Source organism: Dehalococcoidia bacterium (genome assembly GCA_035574915.1).
GTDB lineage: Bacteria > Chloroflexota > Dehalococcoidia > DSTF01 > WHTK01 > DATLYJ01.
This window is the reverse complement of sequence record DATLYJ010000177.1, coordinates 17,039-43,203: the sequence shown is the minus strand read 5'-3', so window position 1 is coordinate 43,203 and position 26,165 is coordinate 17,039. Positions and strand designations below refer to the sequence as shown.

24 protein-coding genes and 1 tRNA gene are annotated in these 26,165 nt (G+C 68.0%); 18 read left to right on the top strand and 7 right to left on the bottom strand.

Annotated elements, in window-relative coordinates:
* The first annotated feature begins 3 nt into the window (after positions 1 to 3).
* From VNN10_15910 to VNN10_15845, 14 genes are all read left to right on the top strand, one after another.
* Complete coding sequence (locus VNN10_15910) at positions 4 to 906, top strand: ABC transporter ATP-binding protein (protein ID HXH23504.1); 903 nt, start codon at positions 4 to 6, stop codon at positions 904 to 906.
* A complete protein-coding gene (locus VNN10_15905; protein HXH23503.1) occupies positions 899 to 1,630 on the top strand; it encodes an ABC transporter permease in 732 nt (243 codons plus the stop codon). The genes VNN10_15910 and VNN10_15905 overlap by 8 nt, the downstream gene beginning before the upstream one ends.
* A gap of 109 nt (positions 1,631 to 1,739) precedes the next feature.
* Positions 1,740 to 2,702, top strand: a complete 963-nt coding sequence (locus VNN10_15900) for a hypothetical protein (protein ID HXH23502.1) — start codon at positions 1,740 to 1,742, stop codon at positions 2,700 to 2,702.
* A 337-nt stretch (positions 2,703 to 3,039) separates the two neighbouring features.
* Positions 3,040 to 3,858 (top strand): enoyl-CoA hydratase, encoded by an 819-nt coding sequence (locus VNN10_15895; GenBank protein HXH23501.1) that lies wholly within the window; start codon positions 3,040 to 3,042, stop codon positions 3,856 to 3,858.
* A gap of 5 nt (positions 3,859 to 3,863) precedes the next feature.
* Positions 3,864 to 5,180 carry an ArgE/DapE family deacylase gene (locus tag VNN10_15890; GenBank protein ID HXH23500.1) on the top strand — a complete coding sequence of 439 codons (1,317 nt, stop codon included), beginning with the start codon at positions 3,864 to 3,866 and terminating at the stop codon, positions 5,178 to 5,180.
* A gap of 3 nt (positions 5,181 to 5,183) precedes the next feature.
* Complete coding sequence (gene glpK, locus VNN10_15885; protein ID HXH23499.1) at positions 5,184 to 6,686, top strand: glycerol kinase GlpK; 1,503 nt, start codon at positions 5,184 to 5,186, stop codon at positions 6,684 to 6,686.
* Positions 6,683 to 8,251 (top strand): glycerol-3-phosphate dehydrogenase/oxidase, encoded by a 1,569-nt coding sequence (locus tag VNN10_15880; GenBank protein ID HXH23498.1) that lies wholly within the window; start codon positions 6,683 to 6,685, stop codon positions 8,249 to 8,251. Before glpK ends, VNN10_15880 begins: the two co-directional genes overlap by 4 nt.
* 83 nt (positions 8,252 to 8,334) lie before the next feature.
* Positions 8,335 to 9,723, top strand: a complete 1,389-nt coding sequence (locus tag VNN10_15875) for an AMP-binding protein (GenBank protein HXH23497.1) — start codon at positions 8,335 to 8,337, stop codon at positions 9,721 to 9,723.
* A complete protein-coding gene (locus VNN10_15870; protein HXH23496.1) occupies positions 9,720 to 10,100 on the top strand; it encodes an EthD domain-containing protein in 381 nt (126 codons plus the stop codon). Before VNN10_15875 ends, VNN10_15870 begins: the two co-directional genes overlap by 4 nt.
* Before the next feature lie 128 nt (positions 10,101 to 10,228).
* Positions 10,229 to 11,041 (top strand): thioesterase family protein, encoded by an 813-nt coding sequence (locus VNN10_15865; GenBank protein HXH23495.1) that lies wholly within the window; start codon positions 10,229 to 10,231, stop codon positions 11,039 to 11,041.
* A gap of 155 nt (positions 11,042 to 11,196) precedes the next feature.
* Positions 11,197 to 12,534 (top strand): MFS transporter, encoded by a 1,338-nt coding sequence (locus VNN10_15860; protein ID HXH23494.1) that lies wholly within the window; start codon positions 11,197 to 11,199, stop codon positions 12,532 to 12,534.
* A 100-nt stretch (positions 12,535 to 12,634) separates the two neighbouring features.
* A complete protein-coding gene (locus tag VNN10_15855; GenBank protein ID HXH23493.1) occupies positions 12,635 to 13,717 on the top strand; it encodes a TIGR03617 family F420-dependent LLM class oxidoreductase in 1,083 nt (360 codons plus the stop codon).
* Positions 13,718 to 13,906: 189 nt separating this feature from the next.
* Complete coding sequence (locus VNN10_15850; GenBank protein ID HXH23492.1) at positions 13,907 to 14,437, top strand: gamma carbonic anhydrase family protein; 531 nt, start codon at positions 13,907 to 13,909, stop codon at positions 14,435 to 14,437.
* Between the two features lie 110 nt (positions 14,438 to 14,547).
* Positions 14,548 to 15,423, top strand: coding sequence for a universal stress protein (locus VNN10_15845; protein HXH23491.1), 876 nt, complete (start codon positions 14,548 to 14,550; stop codon positions 15,421 to 15,423).
* Positions 15,424 to 15,510: 87 nt separating this feature from the next.
* On the opposite strand, the gene VNN10_15840 is transcribed toward VNN10_15845, so the two are convergent.
* The 4 genes from VNN10_15840 to VNN10_15825 all read right to left on the bottom strand — a co-directional run bounded on the left by VNN10_15840 (position 15,511) and on the right by VNN10_15825 (position 17,262).
* Positions 15,511 to 16,218 carry a YafY family protein gene (locus tag VNN10_15840; protein HXH23490.1) on the bottom strand — a complete coding sequence of 236 codons (708 nt, stop codon included), beginning with the start codon at positions 16,216 to 16,218 and terminating at the stop codon, positions 15,511 to 15,513.
* A gap of 121 nt (positions 16,219 to 16,339) precedes the next feature.
* Positions 16,340 to 16,678 carry a VOC family protein gene (locus VNN10_15835; GenBank protein ID HXH23489.1) on the bottom strand — a complete coding sequence of 113 codons (339 nt, stop codon included), beginning with the start codon at positions 16,676 to 16,678 and terminating at the stop codon, positions 16,340 to 16,342.
* The gene (locus tag VNN10_15830) at positions 16,675 to 16,899 is read right to left on the bottom strand and encodes a hypothetical protein (protein HXH23488.1); all 225 of its coding nucleotides are present in this window, start codon (positions 16,897 to 16,899) and stop codon (positions 16,675 to 16,677) included. Before VNN10_15830 ends, VNN10_15835 begins: the two co-directional genes overlap by 4 nt.
* 3 nt (positions 16,900 to 16,902) lie before the next feature.
* Positions 16,903 to 17,262, bottom strand: coding sequence for a VOC family protein (locus VNN10_15825; GenBank protein ID HXH23487.1), 360 nt, complete (start codon positions 17,260 to 17,262; stop codon positions 16,903 to 16,905).
* A 278-nt stretch (positions 17,263 to 17,540) separates the two neighbouring features.
* Here VNN10_15825 and VNN10_15820 point away from each other — a divergent pair, with 278 nt between their 5' ends.
* Positions 17,541 to 18,335 (top strand): SIMPL domain-containing protein, encoded by a 795-nt coding sequence (locus tag VNN10_15820; GenBank protein ID HXH23486.1) that lies wholly within the window; start codon positions 17,541 to 17,543, stop codon positions 18,333 to 18,335.
* 8 nt (positions 18,336 to 18,343) lie between these two features.
* Here the strand turns inward: VNN10_15820 and VNN10_15815 are convergent, their stop codons facing one another.
* Complete coding sequence (locus VNN10_15815) at positions 18,344 to 18,964, bottom strand: hypothetical protein (GenBank protein ID HXH23485.1); 621 nt, start codon at positions 18,962 to 18,964, stop codon at positions 18,344 to 18,346.
* A 151-nt stretch (positions 18,965 to 19,115) separates the two neighbouring features.
* Here VNN10_15815 and VNN10_15810 point away from each other — a divergent pair.
* Both VNN10_15810 and VNN10_15805 read left to right on the top strand, forming a co-directional pair.
* Positions 19,116 to 19,191 (top strand) — tRNA-Ala (locus VNN10_15810).
* Positions 19,192 to 20,803: 1,612 nt separating this feature from the next.
* Positions 20,804 to 21,232 (top strand): hypothetical protein, encoded by a 429-nt coding sequence (locus tag VNN10_15805; protein ID HXH23484.1) that lies wholly within the window; start codon positions 20,804 to 20,806, stop codon positions 21,230 to 21,232.
* Positions 21,233 to 21,427: 195 nt separating this feature from the next.
* On the opposite strand, the gene VNN10_15800 is transcribed toward VNN10_15805, so the two are convergent.
* Positions 21,428 to 22,633: an AI-2E family transporter gene (locus VNN10_15800; protein HXH23483.1), complete on the bottom strand. Its 1,206-nt coding sequence runs from the start codon at positions 22,631 to 22,633 to the stop codon at positions 21,428 to 21,430.
* Between the two features lie 134 nt (positions 22,634 to 22,767).
* Between VNN10_15800 and VNN10_15795 the strand changes: the two genes are divergently transcribed.
* Positions 22,768 to 23,673, top strand: a complete 906-nt coding sequence (locus VNN10_15795) for an SMP-30/gluconolactonase/LRE family protein (GenBank protein HXH23482.1) — start codon at positions 22,768 to 22,770, stop codon at positions 23,671 to 23,673.
* Here VNN10_15795 and VNN10_15790 read toward each other — a convergent pair.
* Positions 23,670 to 26,087, bottom strand: coding sequence for a DUF3536 domain-containing protein (locus VNN10_15790; GenBank protein ID HXH23481.1), 2,418 nt, complete (start codon positions 26,085 to 26,087; stop codon positions 23,670 to 23,672). The genes VNN10_15795 and VNN10_15790 overlap by 4 nt on opposite strands.
* Positions 26,088 to 26,165 lie beyond the last annotated feature (78 nt).

Here is a 26,165-nt window from a genome sequence, read left to right as displayed (position 1 = left end):
GCCTTGCCCGAAGCTACCGGCGCGGCGGTAGCGGCCGCACCAGCGATCGTGTTGGGCGGCGTCACGAAGCGCTATCGCAACGGCGCGCTGGCGAACGACGGCATCGAGCTGACGATCCCCCGCGGCGCCGTGTTCGCGCTCCTGGGGCCGAACGGCGCCGGCAAGACCACGCTGGTGCGCCAGATAACCGCCGAACTGAAGCCGACCAGCGGCGAGATCGAGCTCCTGGGGGTGGACGTGCTCCGGGAGCCGTTGCGCGCCAAGAGGCTGATGGGCGTCGTGCCGCAGGAGGCCCTCCCATACATGCACATGCGCCCCTCCGAGCATCTCCGTCTCTTCGGCCGGCTCCGGGGTCTCTCCGGCCGCCAGGCAGACGTGCGCGCCGAGGCCCTGCTGGACGCGCTCGACCTTCGCCAGCATGACGGCAAGCAGGCGCGCCATCTATCGGGCGGGCTGCGCCGCAAGCTCCTGGTCGGCATGGCCATGGTCGCCGAGCCCGAGGTGCTCATCCTCGACGAGCCCACCACCGGGCTCGACCCCCACTCCCGCCGCGAGGTCTGGTCCCTGATCCGCGACATACGCGACCAGGGGTCGACCGTCCTCATCACGACCCACTACATGGACGAGGCCGAGGAATTGAGCGACAGCGTTGCCGTGATCGGCAGCGGCCGCATCCTCGCTCTGGGCAGCGTCGACGAGCTGCGCGCGCGCTGCCGTAACCGCTTCAAGGGCGTCTACCAGGACGAGCGCGGCCAGCGCCAGGTGGTGTATGGCCAGAGCCAGCGGGAGGTGGCCGAGCAACTGGAACGAGCGGGCGCCGCCGAGTACTCCCTGATGCGGGCGAGCCTGGAGGACCTCTACCTGGAGCTGACCGGTACGGAGCTAGGGGAGGCGGAAGTTGCCTAAGCTCATCAGCGATGCGGCGGTGGTGGCCTGGATCCACTTTCTCGTGATCCGGCGCGAGTTGGTCATCTATCTCCTGATCTTCACTCTCTTCCCGCTCTCCTTCCTCTTCTTCGCCCAGAACCTCTCGCCGGAAGGCGTTGATGTCGGCAGCAGGCTCATCACCGGCTCGCTTGTCTTCAGCCTGGGCCTGACGATCGTGAATGAGCTGTCGCAGACCCTTGTCAACGAACGCTTCAACCAGCATCTGAAGCTGATCGTGACCTCTCCCGTGCACAAAGCCTCTTACGCGGCCGGGATCATCGTCTCCGGCTTACTGCGCGGGCTGCTCACATCGGCCATCATCCTGCTGTTCGCGCCCATGTTCGGCATCGATATCGAGTTAAGCCTCTGGCTCGCTCCGTTGCTCGTGCTCTGCGCTCTCTCGCTTACGGGACTGGCGCTTGTAATCGGTACCTGGGCGCCGAGCGCCCAGATGGGGAACCTGCTGTCGAACACCATCGGCATCCTCGTCGTCCTGTTTTCGCCGCTGTACTACCCGCTCTCGCGGCTACCGGACTGGATGGAGTGGCCGGCCAGGCTCTCGCCCTACACCCACGCGGCGACCGCAATCGATGGCGTGCTCTCCGGCGCGGGCGTCCTTTACGCGGAGATGGGCTTGCTCGCCGCGATCACCGCTACGGCCCTTGCCGCCGGCATCTGGGGAATGCGCTGGCGCGAGTCTTGAGCCGCGCCCGCCTGCCGGCCGAACGGCGCAGCGAGAAATATGACGGATATGCCGGCTGTTATCGCTGTCACATTACGGCCGATACCTATAGGGCTATCATTCATATGTGATGAAGGGCCAGGCGCTGCACCTACTTGAGCATTCGCGGGACGCGTTCACCTACGTGCGACGCGCCCGAGGCTACCCGCGCCTGGCCGCGCTCGTAGGCGCAGGCTCGGCCGCGGTGGCCGTGGGCACCGTTTACGTCATGCGCCATCAGGGCCGCGTCTACGCCGACGTCCTCGACGACGAGCACCCCTACCGGGTCTCGACCCTCGATGACCTCAAGGACGACGACGCCGCCCTCGAATCGATCCAGCAAGAACTGCTCGCGGAGTGGGGGCCCTTCGCGCCCCGTGACCTCGAGGAAATGAGGCGCATGGCGCGCAACGCCGGGCGCTTCGTCTACACGATCCGGTTCTTCGAGGAGGCGGGGCTCGGCCCGGTCGAGGGCCTGCTCCAGACCGGCCTGGTCGAGGCGGGCGGCGACCCTCAGCGGCTGCTTGCCATCTACCCGACTTTCGATGCGATAACGGGAGGCGGTACCTGGGACACGGCCGCGACGATGCGCGGCGATACCGCAATCCTGCTCCAGATCACGGCCTTCGGCGACCGCAGCCGGGGGGTTGGCTCCCGACTGCGCGACGCCGCGCTCTACCTGCTTCCGCCGAGCGTCCGCTTCGCGCTTACGACGACTCCCGTCCCGGACGGCTTCACACTCGCGAGCGATCCGGAAAGCGTCCCGCCGGTCCGCTTCCACTATCGCGGCGGCGCCCTGCCTGCCGGATTTGCCGCCGGTTTCAAGGTACCGGCCGTGGAACGCGCCGGCTGGCCCGCGGGCCGTCAGGCAAACCACGACGTGGTCTTCATGCGCTACACGCGCCTGGAGAATGGAGAGTGGGAAGGCGTTGCACATCCACCGCTGCGCCTGCGCCACCACGCCCTCGAGTTGCCCCTGCGGCCGGCGCCCTTGCGCGCCGCCATACGCCGGCTGCGCCGTCGCGAGCCCTCGCGCGAACCGATAGCTGCCTGACGAGCTCCAGCGCCGGGGCTGACCGGCCACAGGCGCCCGGTCGCCCCGTCTGGCACCACCAGGCCTCTCCCGGCGGTCGATGAATCCCGATCGCGCACGGCCCCGCCGGGGAGCCCGGACAAAGAAAAAGAGGGAAGAGTCGCTCCCCGTCTCTTCCCTCCAGGCTCTGTTCGCCCCACGCTCCCGCACCGGGCTGACAGCGCCTCATCCCTTAATACGCCGCCCGACGCTCCCTGGATTCCTTGCCCCTCGTGCCTCGCTGCAATTAGCATTCGGGCCAGCGGCTGCCGCGCCCGTGGCGACAGCTACTCGCGGCCGGATGCCGGCGGAGGAGCGCATGGAAGAGTTGCTCTTCGAAAAGCGAAGCGACGGCGTCGCCCTCATCACCCTGAACCGCCCGGACAGCCTCAACGCCCTCACCGACACGATGTTCGAGGCGCTTGGCGAGGCCCTGGCGGAGTGCGCGCGCGACCGCGCGGTCCGCTGCGTCGCCCTCACCGGCGCGGGCCGCGCGTTCTGCTCCGGGGGCGACGTGAAGGGCATGGCGGCCATGGCCTCACGCGGCGCTGGCTCCACCGGGTCGCCGGCGGGCATGGTCGACCGCTCCGCCGCGCAGCTGCGGGGCTTCCAGAACGCCGTTTCGCTACCTCTGCACACCATGGCCAAGCCCACGGTGGCCATCGTCAACGGCGTTGCTGCTGGCGCCGGCTTCAGCATCGCCCTTGCCTGCGACGTCCGCCTCTGCTCTGACCGAGCCCGCTTCGGGACCGCCTTCCGCAACGTCGGCCTCAGCGGCGACTTCGGCGCCAGCTTCTTTCTGCCCCGCATTGTCGGCTCCGGCCGGGCGCGCGAGCTGTTCTTCACGGCCGAGATCGTCGACGCTCAGAGGGCCCTCGAGCTCGGCATCGCCAACCGGGTCTACGAGCACGACAGCCTCATGGAAGAGGCGCTGGCCTTCTGTGCCGGCCTCGCTGCTGGCCCGACCGCGGCCATGGCGCGCATGAAGGAGAACCTGAACCTGGCGGAGAGCGGCACCTTGCAGGCCGTGCTGGACCAGGAGGCGTTCTACCAGCGCTACGGCCGCCTGAGCTCCGACCACCGAGAGGGCGCGCGCGCCTTCGCCGAGAAGCGCGAGCCGCGCTTCACAGGGGAGTAGCGCCGGTGACTTCCGAGAACTCTGCCAGCGAGACCCTTTCAGACCTGCTCACGCGGATCGACTCGCTTGGGGATGAGCTCGCCGAGCTCACTTCGCGCCTGGTGCGCATCCCTACCGTCAACCCGCCCGGCGACACTGCTGCCCTGGTCGAGGCGGTCGACGCCGTCCTTCGCCGGCAGGGCCTGGAGACGCGGGTGCACGAGTTCGTCTCCGGCAAGGCCAGCCTCTGCGCGACGGTCCCGGGCCGGGGAGAGGGAAGGCTCATCTGGCTCGGCCATATAGATGTCGTCCCGCCGGGCAAACTCGACGCCTGGGAGCGCGACCCCTTCAGCGGCGAGATCACGGGCGGCCGCGTCTACGGCCGCGGCACCACCGACATGAAGGGTGGCGACGCCGCGGCCATCGTAGTGGCCGGTCTCCTGCACAGCCTCGGAGACCGCCTCGGGCCGACGGTAGAGTTCTGGTTCACCTGCGACGAGGAGGTCGGCGGCGCCGACGGCGCTCGCAAGATCGCAGAAGCCGGCCTCTTCCGCGCTGACGCCTGCCTTATCGGCGATGGCTGGACGGGCGCCTCGCCGACCGTAGACATCGGCTGCAAGGGCGGCATGGGCACCACGCTCCGTGCCAGGGGCACCGCCGGCCACGCCTCCCGTCCCATGGGCAGCGACAACGCCATCGACAAACTCCTCGCGGTCATCCCCTACGCCCGCCGCATCGGCGAGTTCCGTTTGGAGCTGCCGGAGGAGCTGTACCCGGTGGCTAAGGCTTCGGGCGAGGACCTCGTCGCCAACTCCGGCCTGGAAGGCGCGGACGCCGAGATGGCGCGCAATCTCTTCCTCTACCCGAGCGTGGCCCTGACCATGATCAACGGAGGCGTCAAGACCAACGTCATCCCGGACGAGGCCACCGCCACCTTCGACATCCGCCTCACGCCCGGCTGCGACCGCGAGAAGGTCCGTGCCCGCATGCTGGAGCTCGTCGCCGAGGCGGGCGTGCAGGGCGTCGAAGCCGAGGTCCGGCCGAGCCTGGCCGGCAGCGCGGGCTACTACGAGTCGCCCTCGCACCCCTTCGTCCAGCACATGCGTGCGGCGGTCAAGGCCGCGACCGGGACGCTGCCGGCCCTGCGGCTCCTGAGCGGCGGCACCGATGGCATCTCCACCCACCACATCGCCGGCATACCATCCGTCGGCTTTGGCGCCGGCTCGGCCGGCGGCGGCGCGCACGGCCCGAACGAGTTCGTGAAGATAGCCGACCTCGTCCGGGCGGCGAAGGTCTACGCTGCGGCCGCCCTGACGTTCAAGCCGGGCGCGGCTCAGGCCTAGGAGATGCCTGGCGCCGTCCTCGCGATCGATGCCGGCACGACGGGCGTCACCGTCCTCACGGTGGGCGAGGACGGGCGGGTGCTTTCCCGCGGATACCGCGAGTTCCCCCAGCACTATCCGAAGCCGGGCTGGGTCGAGCACGACGCCGAGGAGATATGGGAGGCGACTCTCGCGGCCGCGGCGGACGCCCTCCGGGGCTCGGGAGTGGACCCCGTCGCCATCGGCATAACGAACCAGCGTGAGACGTTCTTGTTCTGGGACCGGCGGACGGGCCGGCCGCTGCACAACGCCATCGTCTGGCAGTGCCGCCGTTCCGCCGCTATCTGCGAAGAGCTGAAGGCGGCCGGACTGGAAGCCGAGGTGCGGCGTAAGACGGGCCTCCTCCTTGACCCCTACTTCAGCGGCACGAAGACGCTCTGGCTGGCGCGCGAGCAGCCGGAGGTCGCGCGGATGGTCTCCGCCGGGGACGCAGCCTTCGGCACCATAGACTCCTGGCTGGCCTACCGGCTGTCCGGCGGCGTCCTGCATGTGACGGACGTTACGAATGCCGCGCGGACCCTCGCCTTCGACATCGACCGATTCGACTGGGATGACGCCCTTCTGGACGCCTTTGCCCTGACGCGCGCGGCCATGCCGGAGGTCAGGCCCTCGGCCGGCGTCCGCGGCGAGACGGTCGCCTGCGGAGCGATAGCGGCGGGCGTGCCCATCGCGGCACAGGCGGGGGACCAGCAGGCGGCCCTCTTCGGCCAGGCCTGTTTCCAGGCCGGCCAGGCGAAGGCCACCTATGGCACCGGCTGCTTCATCCTCCTGAACACGGGGCGCCGGGTGGACTCCAGCGGCGGCCTGCTCTCGACTCCCACCGCCTCGGGCGACGGCCGGCCCGTCTACGCCCTCGAGGGATCGATCTTCGTGGCCGGCGCGGCGGTGCAGTGGTGTCGAGACAACCTGGGCCTGATCCGGGACCTGGGCGAGGCCGAAGCGCTGGCGACGAGCGTGCCTGATAGCGGCGGCGTGGTGTTCGTGCCGGCCTTTGTCGGGCTCGGGACGCCGTACTGGGGCCCGGACGCGCGCGGGGCGATCTTCGGGCTCACGCGCGGCACGCGGCCGGCGCACATCGTGCGGGCGGCCCTGGAGAGCATGGCTTACCAGGCGCAAGATGTCCTCGACATAATGGCCGAGGAAGCGGGCGTGGCGGTGCGCGAATTGCGCGTCGACGGTGGCGCCGCCGGCAACGACTTCTTGATGCAGCTGCAGGCGGACCTCTGCGGCGCCGTCCTGTCCCGGCCCGAGTCCGTGGAATCGACAGGCCTGGGCGCCGCTTACCTGGCCGGGATTGCCGTGGGCCTCTGGAAAGACGAGGCGGAGGTGGCGGCGCTCCGGCGCGAGGAGCGGCGGTTCACCCCTTCCGCCCGCGCGGCGGCGCGGCGGGGCGAAAGAGGCCGCTGGTCTGCGGCGGTCGAGGGCCTCCTGGCCACCAGGCTACCGCCCTTCGAAGGGCTCGAATGACCGCTGGCGCGCCGCGGCGGCCTCCGCTCGACGGCCGTCATTTCGACGCCGTAGTGATCGGCGGTGGCATCAACGGTACGGGCGTCGCGCGCGATGCCGCCCTGCGCGGGCTCTCCGTGTGTCTCTTCGAGAAGGGTGACTATGCCAGCGGGACGTCGTCGCGGTCGACGAAGATCGCCCACGGCGGCCTGCGTTATCTCAAGCACTACGAGTTTGGCCTGGTCTTCGAGTCCCAGCGGGAGCGCCACATCCTCGGCCGGCTCCTGCCTCACCTGGTCTGGCCGCAGAGCTTCCTCTACCCGGTCTACGACGGCGACCCCGACCCACTCTGGAAGGTGCGCCTGGGCATTGCCGTGTACGACCTCCTCGCGGGCTTCCGCAACGTGGAGCGGAGCCGCCGGCTTTCGCCGGCTGGGGCCCTGGCTGCCAACCCGGGGCTGCGCCGTGAGGGGCTGCGCGGCGCCGTCCGTTACTGGGACGACCGCATGGACGACGCCCGCATGTGCCTCGAAAACGCCCTCTCCGCGACCCGGGCCGGCGCTGAATGCCGGAGCTACACCGAGGTGCTGGACATCGAACGCGAGCATCGCGGTTACCGCGTCCGCTACCGGAGCTGCGACGGCGATGAGGGCAGCGTCAGCGCCGCGGCCGTCGTCAACTGCGGCGGCCCCTGGGGCGATGAGGTCGCAAGGCTGGCCGGGCTCGAAGGCGGGAAACTGAGGCCCACCAGGGGCGCGCACATCGTTGTCCCCCGCCTGCCCCTGGACGACGCCCTCATCCTGCCGACCGGCCCCGACGACCGCGTCTTCTTCGTCATCCCGTGGGCGGACCGCTCGCTGGTCGGCACCACCGACACGCCCTTCGACGGCGACCCCGACGCCGTCGAGCCCACTAGTGAGGACGTCGACTACCTCCTGTCGGCTGCCGCCCGATACCTGCCCCACTCAGGACTATCGAAGGAGTCAATCTCCTTCGCCTACGCCGGCCTGCGGCCGCTGATCGCCCCCGACAAGCCGGGGGTGGACGCTGGCGCGATCTCCCGCCGCCACCGCGTCTTCGTCACACCGCCTGCCTTCGTCACGCTACTCGGAGGCAAGTACACGACCTATCGCCACATGGCGGCGGAAGCGGTCGACCGCCTCCTGCGAGTCCTCGGGCGCCCGCACGTGCCTTCGCCCACCAGGAAGGCCCCGTTTTTCCGCGAGACGTATCCGGCAACGCCGGTCATGACCGACCGCCTCGACCTGTACCGCTACCTCCAGGGCGTGTACGGCCCCCGCGCAGGCGAAGCATTCGACTTCATCGCGGCAGACGAGCGCTACACTCGACGCGTCGTCGAGTCGTCTCCCGTCCTCGCCGGCCAGCTCGCCTTTGCCCTGGTACGCGAGGAGGCACGCACTCTCGAAGACCTGGTGCAGCGCCGCACACGCCTGGTCTGGCAACCAGACTTTGGCCCGCGGGAGGCGCATGCCGTCCTGGACGTCCTCGCGCCCCTGCTCGGCGGGCGCGCCGCCGCCTTGAGAGAAGAGGCGGACCGGCTCTCGCACGCGCCTGCCTGGCGCTAATGTCTCGCGGCCCCGTTGTAAGGCGGTGTCCGCCGATCTAGACTCCGCTCGCCTAAGTAAGTGCTAAGCGGGAGGTAGAGAACGTGCGGTTACACGACCTTCTCGACTACCAGGCGAGCGTCCGGCCACAACACGACTTCGCCGTCTACGGCGGCCGGCGCATGAGCTATGCCGAGGCGCGCCTGGAGAGCAACCGCCTCGCCAACGCTCTCCTTGCGTCCGGCCTCGCGCCCGGGGAGCGCTTTGCCTACCTGTCGCGGAACAGCCTCGATTATGCCCTGATGTACTTCGGCGCCTCGAAGGCCGGCCTCGTCCCAGTACCCCTTAACTACCGGCTCGCTCCACCTGAATGGGAGTACATCATCAACGATGCCGGCGCCAAGCTCCTGATCGCCAGCGCCGAGTACACGTCCGGAATCGACGGCGTTCGCACCAGCCTTCGCGGCGTGAGGCGCTTCGTTGCGCTCGCCGAGAGCGCGCCGGCGGGCTGGGAGGCTTACGGCGGCTGGCTCGCAGGGGCCTCGACGGAAGCGCCGCAGCGCTACGTCCGGGAGGACGAAGACGCCTACCAGATGTACACGAGCGGCACCACCGGCCATCCCAAGGGGGCGCTGCTCACCCACCGCGCGGTAACCGCCAACGTCATGCAGGTGCTTACCAGCTCGGTGTTGGTCCAGCCCGGAGACCGCTATCTCATCGTCGTCCCCCTGTACCACGCGGCCGGCGTCATCAGCCTGCTGGACACCGTCGCCGCCGGCGGCACCTCCGTGATACACCAGGACTTCATCCCCGCCGAAGTCGTGCGCGCCCTGAGCGAAGACAACATCAACGCTTGCACTCTGGTGCCGGCGATGATCCAGGCCTGCCTCGTCGCCGTCCCCGATGTCGCTCAGCGCGAGTACCGAAGCCTGCGCTCCATCGCCTACGGCGCCTCACCGATTGCGGAGAGCACCCTCCGGGCGGCGATGCAGACGTTTGGCTGCGGTTTCATGCAGGCCTACGGCATGACCGAACTCACGGCCGTCGCGACGGTCCTCAGCCCCGACGATCACGTCGCTGCGCTCAATGGCAGGCCGCATCTGCTAACCTCTGCCGGCCGCGCCGTCATGGGGACGGAGATCCGCGTCGTGGACGAGGAGGACCGCCCGCTGGCTCCCGGAAGCATCGGCGAGATCATCGTCCGGGGGCCACAGATGATGCGCGGCTACTGGAACCTGCCGGACGAGTCCGGCGCCGCATTGCGCGGCGGCTGGATGCACACCGGCGATGCGGGCGTCATGGACGCCGAAGGCTACGTCTACATCCAGGACCGCGTCAAGGACATGATCATTTCCGGCGGCGAGAACGTTTACCCGCGCCGCAGAGCGGCGGCCTGCTGCTGGTCTGGCTGGACCGCCCTTAAGGCAAGGGTGGGACCGCGGAATTTGCGGCGTGTCGCGGAGCACAAACAGGTGGAGGAGGCCTATCCATGATGAAGTCGGCTTACGTCCTGAGGCGAAAGCCCGGCATGTCGCTGGAGGAGTTCCAGCGGTACTGGCGGGAGGTGCACGGGCCGCTCGTGCGCAAGTGGGCGCCCAAGATCGGCATGGTGCGCTACATCCAGGTCCACGCAGTGCCGCCGCCGGCCGAGCGGCCGGCAGACCCGATCCGGGGCCAGATGCCGGAGCCCTACGACGGGATCGCGGAGTGGTGGATCGACCCCGCGAAGGCTACAGGCACGCCCGAGGAGCGCCGCGAGGCCGCGCGCGTCCTCGCCGAGGACGAGGCCAACTTCATCGACTTCTCGCGCTCCTGTATCACGCGCGGCGAAGAGGTGCACATGATCGGGCCGGCGACGCCGATCGATTGAGTCAGCCTGCGTCCGGCGGCGGAAGGGCCTCGCAGCAGGCCGGCAGCTCGCCCTTGGCGGCGCCAGCAGTGCAACCGTTTAGCCTCGCTGCACTTGGCCCTGCCCCGCTCGCGCCATATGCTTCGCCTGTGCCCGACGCCATCTTCCGCCTCGACGGCGAGCGCTTTGTCCCCACCGAGGCCGCGCGAAGCCCGTGGTCCGAGAGCCAGCTTCATGGCGGCTCTGCGGCCGGCCTCCTTGCCCGCGCCGTGCAGCAATTTAGCGACGACCCGGGCCTGCAGGTCGCGCGGCTGACTGTCGACCTCCTTCGGCCGGTGCCGAATGCGCCCCTGCAGGCCCATGCCTCCACCGTGCGCCGTGGTGGCCGTATCCATGTGGTCGAAGCAGTCCTCCTGAGCGATGGCGAGCTGGTCACGAAGGCGACCGCCCTCCTGTTGAGACGCCTCGATGAGGAGCTGGCTATCGAGCCGCCGGCGGCCTCGCTGCCGCCTCCGGATGGCCTGCCGGCATCGAACCTGAGCGGCTGGTCGCAGACACCCGGCGGCCCGCCTCCGCCTCCCGCTCTCGGCCGCACCGGCCTGCATACGACAATCGAGGTGCGCTGGCTCAATCGCGGCGACCCGGCCGACCGGAACAGGGCCTGGGTGCGGCTGCCCCTCCCGCTCGTGGAGGGCGAGGAGAACACGCCCCTGGTCCTCGCCGCCACCGTGTCCGACTTCACGAACGCCTTCACCAACATGGGAGGGCGGGCGCCGACCGGCTTCATCAATGCCGACATCAGCCTCTACCTCCACCGCTACCCTGCCGGCGACTGGATCGGGTTCGAGACTCTGCGCGCTGCGCAGCCTTACGGTCTCGCCGTCTCGACCGCGGTCCTGCACGACGAACGCGGACCCATCGGCGCCGTCGTCGAGGCCGTGATCGCCAACCAGCGTCGCTAGCACAGCGCCGCGGCCCGGCCTCGGGAGCCGCGAGTGATTCTGGCCTGCTGCAGCGGGGCGCAGCAGCGGACGCCTCACAACGACCTGGCAGCGATGGAGTCAGCGCCCGGTAGGTTCGCACTGGCGCCGCTCTCCGCCTTACACTGGCGCTGTCCATGGGTGAGAACGGCCAACCGCCTGGGCGCGAAGCCAGCGGCGGAGGGCGCCTCAGCGTCCTGCGCAACCGCAACTTCAGCCTCCTCTGGTTCGGCCAGATCATCTCCAACTCCGGCGCCTGGATGCAGATCGTCGCCCAGGGCTGGCTGGTCTATAACCTCACAGACTCGCCCTTCTACCTGGGCGTCGTGGGCATGGCGCGGGCCATACCCATGATCGTGCTGCCACCCATGGGCGGCGTCATCGCCGACCGCATGCCGCGCCTGAAGCTGCTCAAGGTCACTCAGACCACAATGTTCCTGAACGCGCTCGTCCTTGCCGGTCTCGTCCACACCGAGACCGTCCAGATCTGGCAGATCGTGCTCATCGCCTTCCTCGCCGGGGCCCTGAACTCCTTCGACCAGCCCAGCCGCCAGGCGCTCTTGCCGGACCTGGTCCGGAGGGAGGACCTGGCCAAGGCCGTCGCCCTGTACTCCTCCGCCTGGCAGGGCGCGTCGCTCTTCGGCCCGACCCTCGCCGGCATCACGATCGCCGCGGTCGGCCTGGCGGGGGCCTTCTACGCCAACGCCTTCGGCTATTTCGGCGTGATCGCGGCCCTCTTTCTGATGCGCGGCGTGCCGGAACGCTCCGCGGAGCCCAGCGGCAAAGGCCTCACGGACGACCTCGTAGCGGGGCTGCGCTACGTCCGGGGGACCCGCCTGATCCTGGCGCTGATCCTCCTGTCCGCGGCAACCAACATCTTCGGGCGCTCATATCAGCAGCTCCTCCCCGTCTTCGCGCGCGACGTCTTCGACGAGGGGAGCTTCGGCCTCGGGCTGATGATGTCGGCGCCCGGCGCGGGCACGCTGGCCGCGGCAGCGGCGCTGGCCGTCCTCGCCGACATTCAGCGGAAAGGCGTCCTCTTTCTCGCCGGGATGGTGATGTTCAGCCTCACGCTCGTGGTCTTCACGCTGAACCGGGAGTTCCTTCCCGGGATTGGCCTCCTCTTCCTCGTCGGCGTGACGTCGATCCTCTTCAGCTCCATGATGACGACCATGCTGCAGCTCCGGGCTGCGCCCGAAATGCGTGGCCGCGTCATGAGCCTCGTTACAGTCACGATGCAGGGCCTGGCGCCCCTGGGCGGCCTCATGACCGGCAGTCTCGCGACGGCCATCGGCACGCCGGAGGCAGTGGCGCTTTCGGCGGCGGTTGTCGCCCTGGTGGCGGCCCTGGCCGCTGCCGCCGTGCCCGAGATCCGCGACTTCAGGTCGGGAGCGGAAGAGCCGCCCGAAGCGGCGGCAGCATCCGCGGCGCCCGCCGGCCACGCGCCCGCCGCTGCCGTCCGCAGCCGTACGTGACGCCATCGCGGACGGCGGGCGCCGGACCCGCTGCCCGAACGCCCGAATAGGCGTATTATTAGCCGGCCCCGCAGGACGAATAACTCAAGGAGAACTGTCGATGAAAGTCGGAACGGGCGTTGGCGGCTGGCTGGCTCAGGTACCGGAAGCGGCACGTCGCGCCGACGAGCTTGGCTACGATTTCGTGTCCTGCGGCGAGCTGTCGCATGACTCCATCCTCACGATGACGGTCGCGGCCGCGAACAGCGAGCGCGTCGAGCTGCAGACTTCGGTCACGATCGCCTTCCCGCGCAGCCCCCTTGTCCTCGCCTATGAGGCCTGGGACCTGCAGGCCTTCAGCAAGGGCCGCTTCGTCCTCGGCCTGGGCAGCCAGGTGAAGGGCCACAACGAGCGGCGGTTCGGCATGCAGTGGCAGCCCGGTCCCGCCAACCGCATGCGCGAGTACATCAAGTTCCTCAAGGCGGCCTGGGACGTTTTCCAGAACAACAGCCGGCCGAACTTCGTCGGCAAGTACTATCAGTTCACCCTCATGACGCCGAACTTCAACCCTGGCCCGATCCAGTACCCGCGCCCGAAGGTGTTCCTCGCCTGCGTGGGTGACGCGATGGCGCGGACGGCCGGTGAAGTCGCCGACGGCGTCCTGCCCCACGGCTTCATGACCGACAAGTACATGCGAGAGGTGGTCCTGCCGAACGTCAAGATCGGACTCGAGCGCTCGGGGCGTGACTGGAGTGACATCGAGCTCTCAGGCGGTGGCTTCACCGTCTTCGGCGAGAACGAGTCCGAGATCGAGCAGGGGCTCGAGCGGCTGAAGCAGCCGATTTCGTTCTACGGGAGCACGCGCAGCTACCACGAGGTCTTCGAGGTGCACGGCCTCAAGGACTTTGGCATGCAGCTCCATGCCCTTTCGATCTCGGACAAGCCGAACAAGTGGGAGGAGATGCGCAACCTGGTCACGGAAGACATCCTGCGCACCTTCGCCCAGACGTCAACGTACGACAAGCTGCCGGAGTTCATCCGCGACCACCGCGAGTACGCGAGCCGCATCGGCTTCAGCATGCCCATGCGTACTCCGGCAGAACGCGAGCGCTTCCAGCACGTCATGCGCCAGATCCAGGCGATCAAGACGCCCGGCGTCCCGAGGGGACTGGAGATAAGGAAGGAAGCTAGGGCCGGCGCCTAGGCGCGGAAGGCTTCTTCCCGGCTGCCAGGAGCGCGGAGTCCTTATCCTGGCCCGGTCGCGGCCCGGGCCTGGGGGCTGCCTGCCGTGCAGGCCTCCGGCGGCCCTGCACGTTGGCCGGGCTTCCAGCCTGTCCCCCGTTCGTCCCGGTCGCGCGGGCCGCTGGGCCGAAGATGCGAAGGAGGTCACGTCATGCCCGTATTTGCCTTCGAGGGCAAGTACCCGAAGATCGACCCCACTGCCTTCATCGCTCCGACGGCGAGCATCGTGGGCGATGTCACGATCGAGGAGAACGCGTCGGTCTGGTACGGAGCGGTAGTCCGGGGTGACTTCTCGCCCGTGCTCATCAAGGCCGGCGCCAATATCCAGGACGGTTCCGTCGTTCATGCGCCGCCGGAGAATCCGACCACCATCGGCCGAGGCGCTACCATCGCCCACAACTGCGTCGTACACGGCGCCACCATCGGGGATGAAGCGCTGATCGCGAACGGCGCGATCGTCCTGGACGGGGCGAAGGTCGGTGCGCGCACTCTGGTCGCGGCCGGAGCCGTGGTTACCTCTAACACCGAGCTCCCCGAAGGCGTGTTGGTGATGGGCGTGCCCGCTGAGGTGAGGCGCCCCCTCGCCGGCACGCCGGCCGAACGCTGGGTGCGGACCAACCCGCTCGGCTACCAGCAGTTGGCGCGGCGCCACAAGAACGGGGTTGAGCCTGTCGGCAACTGACCGCTACTGCGGCAGATGCTACGATGCCCCTGGCCGGGTCGCGGCTACATCGCTCGCGCACCGGATTGGGACGAGGGGCCCGGCGTGGCCTTCGTGTATGAGGACCTGATTTGGCCAAGACGATCCTGGTCACGACCGACGGCTCTCCGCGCTCACACCTGATCATTCCCCACGCCTCGGCGCTGGCCCGGGCATGTGGCGCCTCGATGATCCTCTGCCGCGTGCTGGACCCCAGGAATGACGTCATACCGGAGCCGGGCGAAAGCCAGGAGGCCGCGCTCTCCCGGGGTCTAGATCGCATGGAAAAGGAGCTTCAGGCCGGAATCGCCCGTTTTGGCCTGGAAGCGCGGGCCCTCGCCGTCGCGCCACGGGCCGGCGAGGCGACCGCCGAGGCGATCCTGCGCGCGGCGGAGGAAACCGGCGCTGCCCTCATCGCCATGCAGTCGCGCGGGTCTGGCATGGTGCGCGTGGCGCTGTTCGGCAGCGTAAGCCACGATGTAGTCCAGAAGGCGCGCGTGCCCGTCATGGTGGGCGGGCCGAACCTCGAGCCTCTGGCCCCTGTAGCTCCTTATTCGATCGTCGCGACGACGGACGGCTCAGCAGCTTCGGAGGCGGTCTTGCGCTCCATGGCCGGCCTCCTGGAAGGTGCGCCGATCAGGGTCTACCTCCTGAAGGTCTTTACTCGGGAGGCCGGCCAGGACGAGGCAAAGGTGCGCGCCAGGCTCCAGTCCGAACTGGACAGGATCAAGGCGCTGCTGCCCGCTGGCCCGGTAGTGGAGACGGCGACCCGGGCGATCGCCCCCGGCGGCGGCGTCGACGTGGCGATCGTCGACCACGCGGTCGAGGTGAACGCCGACGCTATCGCGATGTCCCTGAGCGCCCGCTCCACCGCCCGCGCCCTCGTGCTCGGCAATACTGCGGAACTCGTCCTGCAGCGCTCACGCCTGCCGGTCATCCTCGCGCGTTCGCAAAGCGCTTCGGCTTAGCGCCGCCTGCCCGAATGCAAAGCGCTTCGGCTTAGCGCCGCCTGCCCGAATGCGGCCACGCGCGGCCCGTCCGTGCCTGCCTGTGGACTATGTCGCCCCGTTGTGGTGGCGCTCGTGTTCGGCCGCCAGCGCGTCGAAGTAGTCGTCAAGCGTCCGGCCCGGCTCGTCCTGGAAGCCCTCCTCCAGGATCCGGAACTCCACGATCCGGTCGAGCCGGAAGCTCCGGAAGTCGGAGCGTAGCTCGCACCAGGCAGTCAGCGACCAGGTGTAGCCCCAGAAGAACAGGCCCAGCGGCCGCGTCACGCGCTCGGTCTCCGCTTCGTTGACGTCGCGATAGTGCAGCCAGACCTTTCGTCGCGCTTCGATCGCCGGACGAATGTCCCCCATTCGCGCCAGCATCTGCGGCCTAACGTGGAAGCCGGGCGCGAACAGGCGCGACTCCGTCAGCCGGGTGCGCAGCCTGTCCGGCAATGCCGCCTCCACCCTTCCCAGCGCCGCCTCGGCCGCACGCGCCAGGTCGGCGTCTGCCCAGCTGGCGACGACGCGCATCCCGAGGACGAGTGCCTCTACCTCCGACTCCGTGAACATCAGCGGCGGCAGGTCGAAGCCCCTGCGCAGCACGTAACCCACACCGGCCTCGCCCTCGATCGGCACACCCGAGGACACCAGGTCGCTGATGTCGCGGTAGACGGTCCGTTCCGAGACCTCCAGCTCTGCGGCCAGGCTGCGGGCAGTCGCGACCTTGTGGCGGCGAAGGAGCTGGATGATCTGAAAGAGGCGGTCGGCGCGCCGCACGGCTCTCCTCGCTTACCCCCGCTGGCCGGCCCGGCGACGGCCGGTCTCCGCCTGGCCCGGGCGCCGCGGCATGGGATGCGCCGGGTGCCAGCCGGGGTGCAGCCGCGGCGGCGCCCCAGGCTTACTCACTGGCCGACCACACCGCCAGTTCCGTGCCAGCGGGGTCCCGGAAGTGGAACCGGCGGCCGCCGGGGAAGCTGAAAATGGGGCGAGTGATCTGGCCTCCAGCTGCCGTCACCTTTGCCTCCATCGCCTCGAGGTCGTGCGCGTAGAGGATCGGGACCGGCGCCCCGGACGGGTCTTCGGCGTTGATGCCGCCATCGAGGCCCTGCTCGAAGGACGCATAGGTCGGGCCGTAATCGGTGAAGGTCCAGCCGAAAGCCTCGGAATAGAAGCGCTTGCTCTCGGCCAGGTTGGCCGCGGGCAGCTCCAGGTAGTCCAGCTTGCCGTCTTGCCTCATGCGGTCCTCTCCTGTGATTGCGGCTCGAAGGCCATAGACGCCCCGGCCTTCTCGAGCCAGGTGCCGAGCGCGACCATCCGCATGCCGAGGAAGCGCGCCAGGCGCCCCGGTCGCTCGCCGGCCTCCGCATGGAAGTGTGCCAGCACCCTGCCGCGCTCCAGCAGTCGCGGGTCTTCGAGCAAGGCGAGCTTCATCTGTGCGTACAGCTCGGATTCCAGCATGGCTTAGTCCGGCCTGTACTCGATCAGCTGGCAGTAGTTGCCGTCCGGGTCGAGGAAGGTGGAGATGATGCCGCCCCACCACTCTTTGCCTTCGCGCCTGATGAACTCGACCCCTCGTGCCTCCAGCTGGGCCTGCTCCTCAGGCAGGTCCTCGACATAGAAGTCGAGCAGGACGCGGTGGGGCTCGTTGGTCTGGCCTTTAGTCTCGCTGTGCCAGTCGATTATCAGTGTCGCATCGCCGAGCGCGAACGCCCCCTCGCCCATGCCCTCTCGCGGCGGCAGCTCGAGGATGTCTTCGTAGAACGACCGCAGCAGCTCCGGGTCCTCGCTGGTCAGCTTGAGTACGAACGATTGGACTCTCATCACGCCCCCTCCTCGAGGTTTTGCGCCACAGTAAGGGAGGACTGCTGCCAGCATAGTGTCAGGATGTCGTATTCAGGGCGAGCATTGCTGACACCGTTATGGCAGGAGTATGGCAGTTTGGCGCCCCGGTAGCGATCACGGGTCTCGCCCTCCGTCGGCGCCTGCCGCGGGCCTATCAATCGTCTATCACCAGGCTCGCGGCGACGGAAAGTCGTTAACCACGCGGCTTGTACCAGCGTTATCGCCTGTGTCGAAGACTGTTAGCGGAGGGGGAAGCGGTGCGGTCGATTTGCTTTGCCATGCTGGTGGCGCTAACCATTGCAGGCTGTACGCGCGTAGACGCCAGGCAGCCTTTGTACTCCGAAGGGTTTCAGGTCCAGGGCGTTGGCTTAGTGCAGGCCAAGCCGGACATCGCATTGTTGGTCCTGGGGATCGAGGCCCAGTCGCCGGTCGCAGATGCGGCCCGGACCCAGGCCTCGGACGCGCTGGCCAAGGTCCTGGCCGTCCTGCGCGAGAGCGGAGTGGCATCCGAGGACATTCAGACTTCTCAGTTCGTGCTGCGTTACGGTTGGGGGCGGACTTGTGATCAGAGCTCGCCGAACCCGCAGCCGTCATTCCCTGGCGCGCCCGCTCCGGCGCCGGTCGCCGATCCGGGACCGATCCAGGCCTGCGTCCTGAGCAGCCTGCAGGCGCGCATCCGCGATCTGTCTCGCGTGGACCGCATCATCGATGGCGTGATCTCGGCGGCCGCGCCAACCGTGCTGATCAGCGGTATCCGCTTCACCGTCGAGAAGCCAGAGCAAGCGGTCCAGGACGCGCGCATCAGGGCGCTCGAGGACGCCCGCAAGAAGGCGGAGACTCAGGCCGCGGCCCTCGGTGTGCGCCTGGCGGGAGTCCGGCAGGTGAGCACGTTCACCCAGATACCCCAGTTTGGCTATGAGTTCTCGGGTGGCCGCGCAATCTCCGCCCCGCGGACGGGCGGCGGTCCACCATTCCAGCAGTCGCCCGAGATCGTGGTCGGCCTGAATGACATCGTCGTCACCGCCAACGTGATCTACGACCTCGAGAAGTAGTGCCGGCGTCAGAAAGGCGTGACCCAGTCCCAGATCGCCTGGACTGCTTCGACCGCCGTGAAGCTATCGAAGACTTTCAGCCAGTGGATCGCGACCTCCTGGACCTCCTTCAGCGCGAGAAGGACCAACAGCGCCAGAGCGAGGTTCCTGTTCGTGAACTGGAACCTCCTTCCAAGGAGTCGGCGACGGGACACGGCGCGCGCCGGCGTCGACACGTCGGCCGGCACAGCGACCGGCGCCGCCTGGGGCGCCGCCTGCGGCGCCAGGTAGGCGGCGAACAGGAACCAGAACTCGAAGACGTTCGGGAAGGCTACCAGGACCTCGCGCGAGTGGGTCGCCTCGAACGCCACGAAACCGACCAACCTGAAGCCGTAGAGCGCGACGGACACTTCGCGCGCCGGGCCCGGCCAACGCAGCGCCACCAACAGGAAGCAGGCCATGTAGACCTGGTCCAGCCACTTGTCGAACGCCTGGTAGTTGCTCACGCCGCCGAGCTGCAGCAGGTTCATCATGAAGAGGTCCGAGAGGTCAACCAGCACGGCGATGACCCCGCCCACGAAGGCCCAGCGCAGCACGAGCAGGGAACCGGCGACCCGTGCCGCCGCGATGATCGCCTCTTCCGTCGACATCGCCCGGATGATAGCCGCACCCGGGCAAACGCGCCCAGCAAGGGCCGGCGGAAACCTCTCGTCCGGCGCGGGGTGCGTCCTCGCGACCAGGGCTGGGGCCTGGACGCCGCCGCTGCACTCGGCGTTGCCGCTATGCTAGGCTGTAGTCGCTGGGGCTGTAGCTCAATTGGGAGAGCGTTTGACTGGCAGTCAAAAGGTAGGGGGTTCGAATCCCCCCAGCTCCACCAGAATTCGCAGATTCAGAAGCCGGCTCTAGAAGCCGGCTTCTACCATGAACGCGCAGGGCCATGAGCCAAAATCAGCCGTGCGTTTGCGAGATTCCTTCCTTGAGGGGGTGCAAAGAGGGCGGCCACGGCATCGGCGGCGTGGCTGTCCCTCTCAGCCAGGGCGTGAGGCTGTACACGTCCACCGACACGACGGTGCTGCTGTTTCCGAGCTTGCAAACTGGCGAAAGCGCCAGCGTCGAGGGGTGGCGATTGATCCCGACGGAGAGCCATCCTGCCCGAACTCCACATCATGCCAGCATAGGCTGCAGATCTCCCTCGGGAAGAACCCTTGTAGTCGGGTCAGCTAATTTCTCGTAAACACCTCGTCGTTACAGTACACCGTTCCTTGCCAGCTAATACAGACCTCCATGAGAATGGAGCGGTTCGCTCTCGGAATGACAGCCGAACAACTACCAAATCCAGTGCTGCTGGTCGAAGCCGAGCAGGAGGATCGCGTACCAAGATCCGAGTAGACCGTAAACAGCATGGGCACGCCCGCAACTGGCGACCCATTGCATGTAAACCGCGCTGCTATTGAGGCCGACTGGTTGGGAAGGATTGTGTTGTCGAATATTGGCGCTGTGACGAAGCAACCTTCTGGCGCTGACGGGGCCGCGGGAGCAGGGTTCTGGTTTGGCGATGAGGGAGCGGCGGCCTGCGGCGTTGCAGCGCAGTTGGTTAAGAAGAATGTTCGCTCTGCATCGCTGTTGTAGCTTCCGGACGCGCGAATCTCTGCACAGGTCCGAATTGGAGGTGTCCCGGCCTGGACAGCCGGCACGCTCGTCGGTTCTGGATTCGGTTGGACAGGCGCCTGTTGCTGCGGGGCCGGTTGCGAAGGGGTCTGCAAACTCGCTGCCGGCTCAGAAGTCGCCGGCGCTGCGCCCGCTGAGGGTTTTGCCGTCGCCAGATGTCAGAACGACAGCTACGAGGGCGGTCAAGCCAACACCAGCGACGAACGCCAACAAGGCGAAGTGCCACGGCTTGAGCACGAACGAAACCGTCGGCGCGTGGAAGCGGTTGTTTCCGCCGATAGAGTACCCGTATTGGCTCCGCTAGAGCGTGTTTTGAGAGAGGTGCAGCACTACGACTTCTTGGGATGACGGCGTCTGTTGGCCCATCTGGCAAATCGTGCGGTTGGAGCGGGCGCAGGTCTCACATGCTGCGCCTATGCGAGGCGCACAAAGTGGAGCCGGTCATCCGCGCCGAGGCCTCGGAGTATGTGGTTACTATCGTGAGCTAAGGAGCCTCGATCACCGGAGTTGGACCCTCCGGCGCGCGCCGGGCTTCCGGGGGCAGGAGTGCCGGATGCCTGACGGAGCTCGAGGCGGTTCGGCCTGCCAGACGACATGCGTCCTAGCTGCTAAGTGGCCGGGGTCTAATCGGACTCGGCAACCTCGTGGCGTCCGGCTCCTCCTCCGGACCGACCAGCCACGCCCGGACAAAGCCCGCGCCCGGGCCCGCCTGGCGCCCGCAGCGAGCCGCGGATGCGGTCCTGCGACCGCCAGCGCTGACATTTAGGGAAACGTTAACCGGCGTTCATGTGGCACTAATGGGCCGGCCTTAGGTTTGGGTCATGGAAAGAGAACTAGAATCCGCTCCCAGATCGCCGCGCGAGGTGTTCCTGCTGGACCGCAGCCCGGGTGCGGTCACCCTTCATCTCCTCCGCACCTCGCTCTCGTTGGCGCACGGCGAGCCGCATGCAGGGCGGCTGCACGGCCTGTACTGCGCCGCGAGCATCGATGATGCCGCGGCGCTGCTGCAAGGAATCGCCGTGACCCACGCCGGTGAGGCTGCCGGGCTGGCGTGTCCGCCGGAGGTGGCCGCCGCCATCAGGAGAGCCGCCCGCGCCTGTCCAGCGACGCGGCTTGTCCTGCCCGGCCCAGGGCACTCGACGGTGATCCGGCTCGGCGTGGCCTCGGCCCGGGACCTGGCCGCCGTTATCCAGCGGGCCGGCTCCATTAGCGGGCTTCTCAGAGCCTGTAGTCATAGCCAATCAAGCTGACCTGGAGCCTGGCCAGGGACAGCATCGTCACGCCGCCGCCGAGGGACCCTGACTGGCGCCCCGCGCCCCCGGCCGCGTGCGAGCTCTCCCTGCCACAAGACCTCCTCCCACGGCCCGGGCGTCCGGCAGGCCGCGGCTACCAGGCGCGGAGTGGACCACGTCGAGCAGCAGGGCGGCGCTGTGGCCGGATCGAGCCTATCGGGTGCCCTCCGCTTGGCCCTGGGCCGGGGTCTGGGGCGCCTCCGGTGCGCCCTCACGGCCACGGCGAAGGCGCGGCAGGCGCCGCCCGGCCAGCGCGGTGAGTGATGTCCGCGGCGGCTCGGCCGGCTTCTCAGGCTCCGTGTCCGGTGCAAACGGCTGCTCGCCCTCTGCTGCCGGTGCAACCTCCGGCTCGACGGGGCTCAGCGACACTCCCCTCAGGCGAAGGGCGTAGTCCAGCCAGACGCGGCCGGCCGCCGTCAACGGCAGCGCCAGCAGCACGCCGGTGATGCCCAGGAGTTCCGCGCCGGCCAGGACCGCGATGAGGACGATCACCGGCGGCAGGTTAAGGGTCCGCCCGTAGACCCTCGGCACGAAGAAGCGGTCCTCGAACTGCTGGTAGGCCATAAGGAGTCCGAGCACGATCAGCGCCTGCGTGGACGACTCCTGCAGCGCCGCGGCGACGGGCGGGATGATCGCGATGAAGGCGCCGACAATGGGGATTATGTCCGCGAAGGCCGCCACCACAGCGAATGCCAGCGGGTTGGGGATGCCGATGATCCGCAGCACGACGAAGGTGTAGACGCCGATGGTCAGGGAGGTTATGAATTGCCCCCGCAGGTAGCCGCCCACCACCCGGCTCATGTCCTGAAAGAGCCTGTCGTAGTCCTCTTCTTTGTCGGCCGGGATGAACTGGTACAGGAAACGCGCCAGGTTCGGCATTTCCAGGAGGAGATATGCCGTCATGACGACGACGGTTATCAGCGACAGGGTGGCGCTCAGCACCCGCTGGCCGTAGTCGACAGCCGCGCGGCCGGAGATCAGTTCGTTCCAGTTGACCTCGCGTGCCCGCTGCTCGAGGTTCGTGTCGATCCCCAGGCTCCCGAGCAGCTCGTCAATCTCCCGGCCCGACTGCGGCAGGTTATTGCGCAGGTCCTGGAACTCGTCGATCATCACGGGAACGACCGCGCTGAAAAGCGCCGCCATGATGACGAGGAAGGTAAGCACCAGCGCCAGGACTGCCAGGCTGCGGGGGATGCCCCGCGCGACTAATGCCTCCACGTAGGGCAGGACCCCAATCATGATGATCAGCGAGGTCAGGACCAGCAGTATGACCGGCCACAGTTCGGTCAGCGCCCAGAACGTCGCCAGGGCGAGCAGGATTACGATGATGCCCCTGTACGAGACTTCGAGTCTGATCACGAGCGTGGCCGTCCCATACTCAGCACTGTACACATTGTCCCGCGCCCTCGCGCGGTGGGGCCAGCGCGGCTGGCGAGGGCCGGCATCGCCGCCCGGCCTGCTGAGGCCCAAAGCGCTCGCTTAGGAGAGGACTCATGCCGGCAATTGTCGCCGTCAGGCCTGAATTCCGCGAGATCGTCGACCTCGAAGCTGAGGCGGAGAAGGTGGCCGGCGGCTTCGTCTTCACCGAGGGTCCGGTCTGGGACAGCCGCCGCGATGTCCTCATCTTCAGCGACATCCCAGCAGACCGAATGTACGAGTGGTCGCCGGACCGGGGCCTCCGCGTCCTCCGCGAGCCAAGCGGCGGTGCCAACGGCAACACCATCGACGCGGATGGGGCGCTCCTTACCTGCGAGCACACGAACCGCCGCGTCAGCTACGGCCAGCCAGGAGGCCCTGTCGAGACCCTCGTCGACCGCTACGAGGGGCGGCGGCTGAACAGCCCGAATGACGTCGTCGTCTCGGCCTTGGGCGACGTCTACTTCACGGACCCGCCGTATGGCCTGCGTCAGCCAGACGGCACCTTCGCACCGGGCGAGCTTGGCTTCTTCGGCGTCTTCCGATTCTCGCCGGCGACCGGCGTCTTGACGCTGCTCGTCGACGACTTCGTCCGGCCCAACGGCATAGCCCTCTCTACGGACGGCCGCACGCTGTTCGTCGCCGACACCGACCGGGCCCACGTCCGCGCCTTCGACGTCACGCCTGACGGGCCGCTGGCGAACGAGCGGGTGTTCGTCCATACCGAGCACGAGGGCGTGGTGGCCAGGCCGGACGGCATCAAACTGGACGAGCGCGGCAACCTCTACGTGACGTCGAGCCGGCCGCAGGGCGTCTGGGTCTATGACCCCTCCGGGCGGCTCCTTGGCCAGATCGCCGTGGCGGAGAATCCGGCGAACTGCGGCTTCGGCGGCGAGGACTGGCGCACGCTATTCGTGACGGCGCAGACCTCCGTCTACCGTGTGCGCCTCAAAGTCGCCGGGCAGCCTGTGCCGCCGCGCTAACCCTGGCGGGCCGGCAACCTCACCTTGAGCCGGCTTGCCAGCTTCTGGACGAGGGCTACCGCCTCCGAAGCGGGTTCGTAGGCCGGCGGCTCGGAACGCGTCACGTCCCACACGGCGTTCTGCGCCTCCCCGAGGTCGATGGGCAGCTTCGCCAGGTCCGCGACCTCGATTGTCTCGAGGAGGCGACGCGCCGTCGCCGGATCTTCCGGCCTGGCAGCAAACGCCGCGGCGAGCTTGTCGACTTTCTGCTGCACCTCGAAGCCCACGCCCTCCGTGTCGATCTCGATCGCCACGAGGCGGGCCTCCTCCAGAATGAGCGCGATCCGTTCCTGGTCCAGGTCCAGCTTCTGAAGTTCCCGGCGCAGCTCTAGGTGCAGGGCGAAGTCCGCCGCGGCGCGGAAGCGATTGGGTATGGGGAAGTCGATGTGGGCGAGGAACCGGAAGAGGAGGATGTGCTCCTCGTAGAAGGCCCTGTAGACGCGCTCGGCGTCTTCCAGGGCCGGCTGCATGATCTGGCGGACGATCTTCCTCTGCTCGTCCCGGAACAGCGACCTGAGGGAGAAAGGCCGGCCCGGAAAGAGCCGGTCCAGAAGGTGCACTACATCCGTTAGCTCCCCCCGCCCGAAGGTCTGGTGCAGCTCGCGCACCATGTCGTTGTGCTCGCGTGCGCTCTCATAGGGACGCATGCCACCAGTGATGTTCTGGTCGCCCAGATGCACCACGCCGAAGCTCATGAGCATGCTCTCCTGCGTGATCTCGGACGTGATCAGCGCCAGCCCAGCGGCGAGCTTCGCGCGGCCGGCCGACTCCAGCTTGAAGTCCTGGCGCTCGACGACGTAGTGGAAGACCTTCGCGCGATAGCCATAGTCGTCGAACAGCGAGCTTACGGCGTAGTGCGCGAGCGCTCTCGGCAGGTCCACGCGCGCGGAGGTCACGTATCGCTCGTACACGCGAGCGCCGTCGCCCTGCTCGGGGAGGTTGCTCCGGGCCTCGGCCAACATCGAGATCAGCTTTTGCTCCATGTGGTCCCCGAAGACCTCCTGGGCCAGCTGTACGGCACGGCCGGCGTATTGGAGGACCTGTATTGTCTCGATCCCGGAGATGTCGTTGAAGAACCAGCCGCAACTCGTGAACATGAGCATGGCGTGGTTCTGCATCTCCAGCAGCTTCAGGGCCCGGATGCGTTCCGCCTGGTCCAAGGGGCCCGTACCGTGGCGTGCGAGGAACTCCTCGACAGCCGCGCTCGACCGGTCTGCGATCACGCTGATGTAGTCGTCCCGGGCTGCCCAGGGGTCTTTCAGGAGATTGGCGGCCTCCCGCTCATACATGGGGGCGAGTTCGTCGCGCAACCAGTCCAGGGCCCGGCGGAGCGGCGCGCGCCACTGCTGGTTCCAGCCCGGAGCGCCCCCCGTGCTGTCGCCGCAGTCGCCGCGCCAGCGTTCCACGCCGTGGGCGCAACTCCAGGACGTGTTCTCGATGATCTCGACCTCGTGCTGGGGCGGGAACATCTCCAGGTGGCGGCCGTAGTTGGTGAGCGAGTAGTCGCGGCTTTTGTCGAAGAAGTCGAGGACGTAGGCGAGCGCCATGTCGCCGAAGCGATGGTGGTGCCCGTAGGTCTCGCCGTCGGTCGCGATGTGCGCGAGTTGGTGTGGACCTCTCGAGGGATCGAACAGGCCTGCCAGCCGCTCCGCGAACTTCTCGCCGCTTGCCAGCAGCCCCTCGAAGGCTACCGCGCGCGCGGCCGGGCCGTCGAAGAAGAAGACGGCTATCGTGCGGCCGGAGGGCAACGAAACTTGGTACGGACGCCTCGGGTCGATGCTGCCGTCGCTGACGTCGCGCCAGTCCGGGCGGTCGAATGCGCGAACGCGTCGCGCCTGCCTCGGCTCGAGGATGGTGAACGCTATGCCCTGTTCAGCCATGATGTCGAGCGTCTCGAGGTCTACGGCCGTCTCGGGCAGCCACATCCCCTCGGGCCTCCGCCGGAAACGCCGCTCGAAGTCGGCGATTCCCCAGAGGACCTGTGTCCTTTTATCCCTGCTGTTCGCCAGCGGCATGATCATGTGGTTGTAGGGTTGGGCAATCGCCGACCCGTGGCCGCCGAAGCGGAGGGCGCTATCTCTGTCGGCCGCAAGAATGGCCTCGTATACGTCCGGCGCGCACTCGTCCAACCAACTCAGGAGCGTCGGCCCGAAGTTGAAGCTGATGCGCGAGTAGTTGTTGACAATCTGCTCGATCCACCCCTCGTGGTCGAGGATGCGAGAGCGCGAATTCGGCCGGTAGCACTCGGCCGTTATGCGTTCGTTCCAGTCGTGGTAGGGCGCCGCTGAGTCCTGGACCTCGATCACGCCCAGCCAGGGGTTCTCGCGCGGCGGCTGGTAGAAGTGGCCGTGAATGCAGACGTACTTGTCGATCACTGCTGCAATCTTAGGCTACGCAGCCGGCCTCCGCGGCAGGCGACATTGACATAAGCGTTGCCCGCGGCGGCGGGAAGA

Bases quoted from the DNA above. Each gene is read 5' to 3' on its own strand.
- VNN10_15900 (HXH23502.1), top strand. From the start codon at position 1,740: ATGAAGGGCCAGGCGCTGCACCTACTTGAGCATTCGCGGGACGCGTTC.
- VNN10_15895 (HXH23501.1), top strand. From the start codon at position 3,040: ATGGAAGAGTTGCTCTTCGAAAAGCGAAGCGACGGCGTCGCCCTCATC.
- glpK (HXH23499.1), top strand. From the start codon at position 5,184: ATGCCTGGCGCCGTCCTCGCGATCGATGCCGGCACGACGGGCGTCACC.
- VNN10_15880 (HXH23498.1), top strand. From the start codon at position 6,683: ATGACCGCTGGCGCGCCGCGGCGGCCTCCGCTCGACGGCCGTCATTTC.
- VNN10_15870 (HXH23496.1), top strand. From the start codon at position 9,720: ATGATGAAGTCGGCTTACGTCCTGAGGCGAAAGCCCGGCATGTCGCTG.
- VNN10_15860 (HXH23494.1), top strand. From the start codon at position 11,197: ATGGGTGAGAACGGCCAACCGCCTGGGCGCGAAGCCAGCGGCGGAGGG.
- VNN10_15855 (HXH23493.1), top strand. From the start codon at position 12,635: ATGAAAGTCGGAACGGGCGTTGGCGGCTGGCTGGCTCAGGTACCGGAA.
- VNN10_15850 (HXH23492.1), top strand. From the start codon at position 13,907: ATGCCCGTATTTGCCTTCGAGGGCAAGTACCCGAAGATCGACCCCACT.
- VNN10_15835 (HXH23489.1), bottom strand. From the start codon at position 16,678: ATGAGGCAAGACGGCAAGCTGGACTACCTGGAGCTGCCCGCGGCCAAC.
- VNN10_15830 (HXH23488.1), bottom strand. From the start codon at position 16,899: ATGCTGGAATCCGAGCTGTACGCACAGATGAAGCTCGCCTTGCTCGAA.
- VNN10_15825 (HXH23487.1), bottom strand. From the start codon at position 17,262: ATGAGAGTCCAATCGTTCGTACTCAAGCTGACCAGCGAGGACCCGGAG.
- VNN10_15815 (HXH23485.1), bottom strand. From the start codon at position 18,964: ATGTCGACGGAAGAGGCGATCATCGCGGCGGCACGGGTCGCCGGTTCC.
- VNN10_15805 (HXH23484.1), top strand. From the start codon at position 20,804: ATGGAAAGAGAACTAGAATCCGCTCCCAGATCGCCGCGCGAGGTGTTC.
- VNN10_15795 (HXH23482.1), top strand. From the start codon at position 22,768: ATGCCGGCAATTGTCGCCGTCAGGCCTGAATTCCGCGAGATCGTCGAC.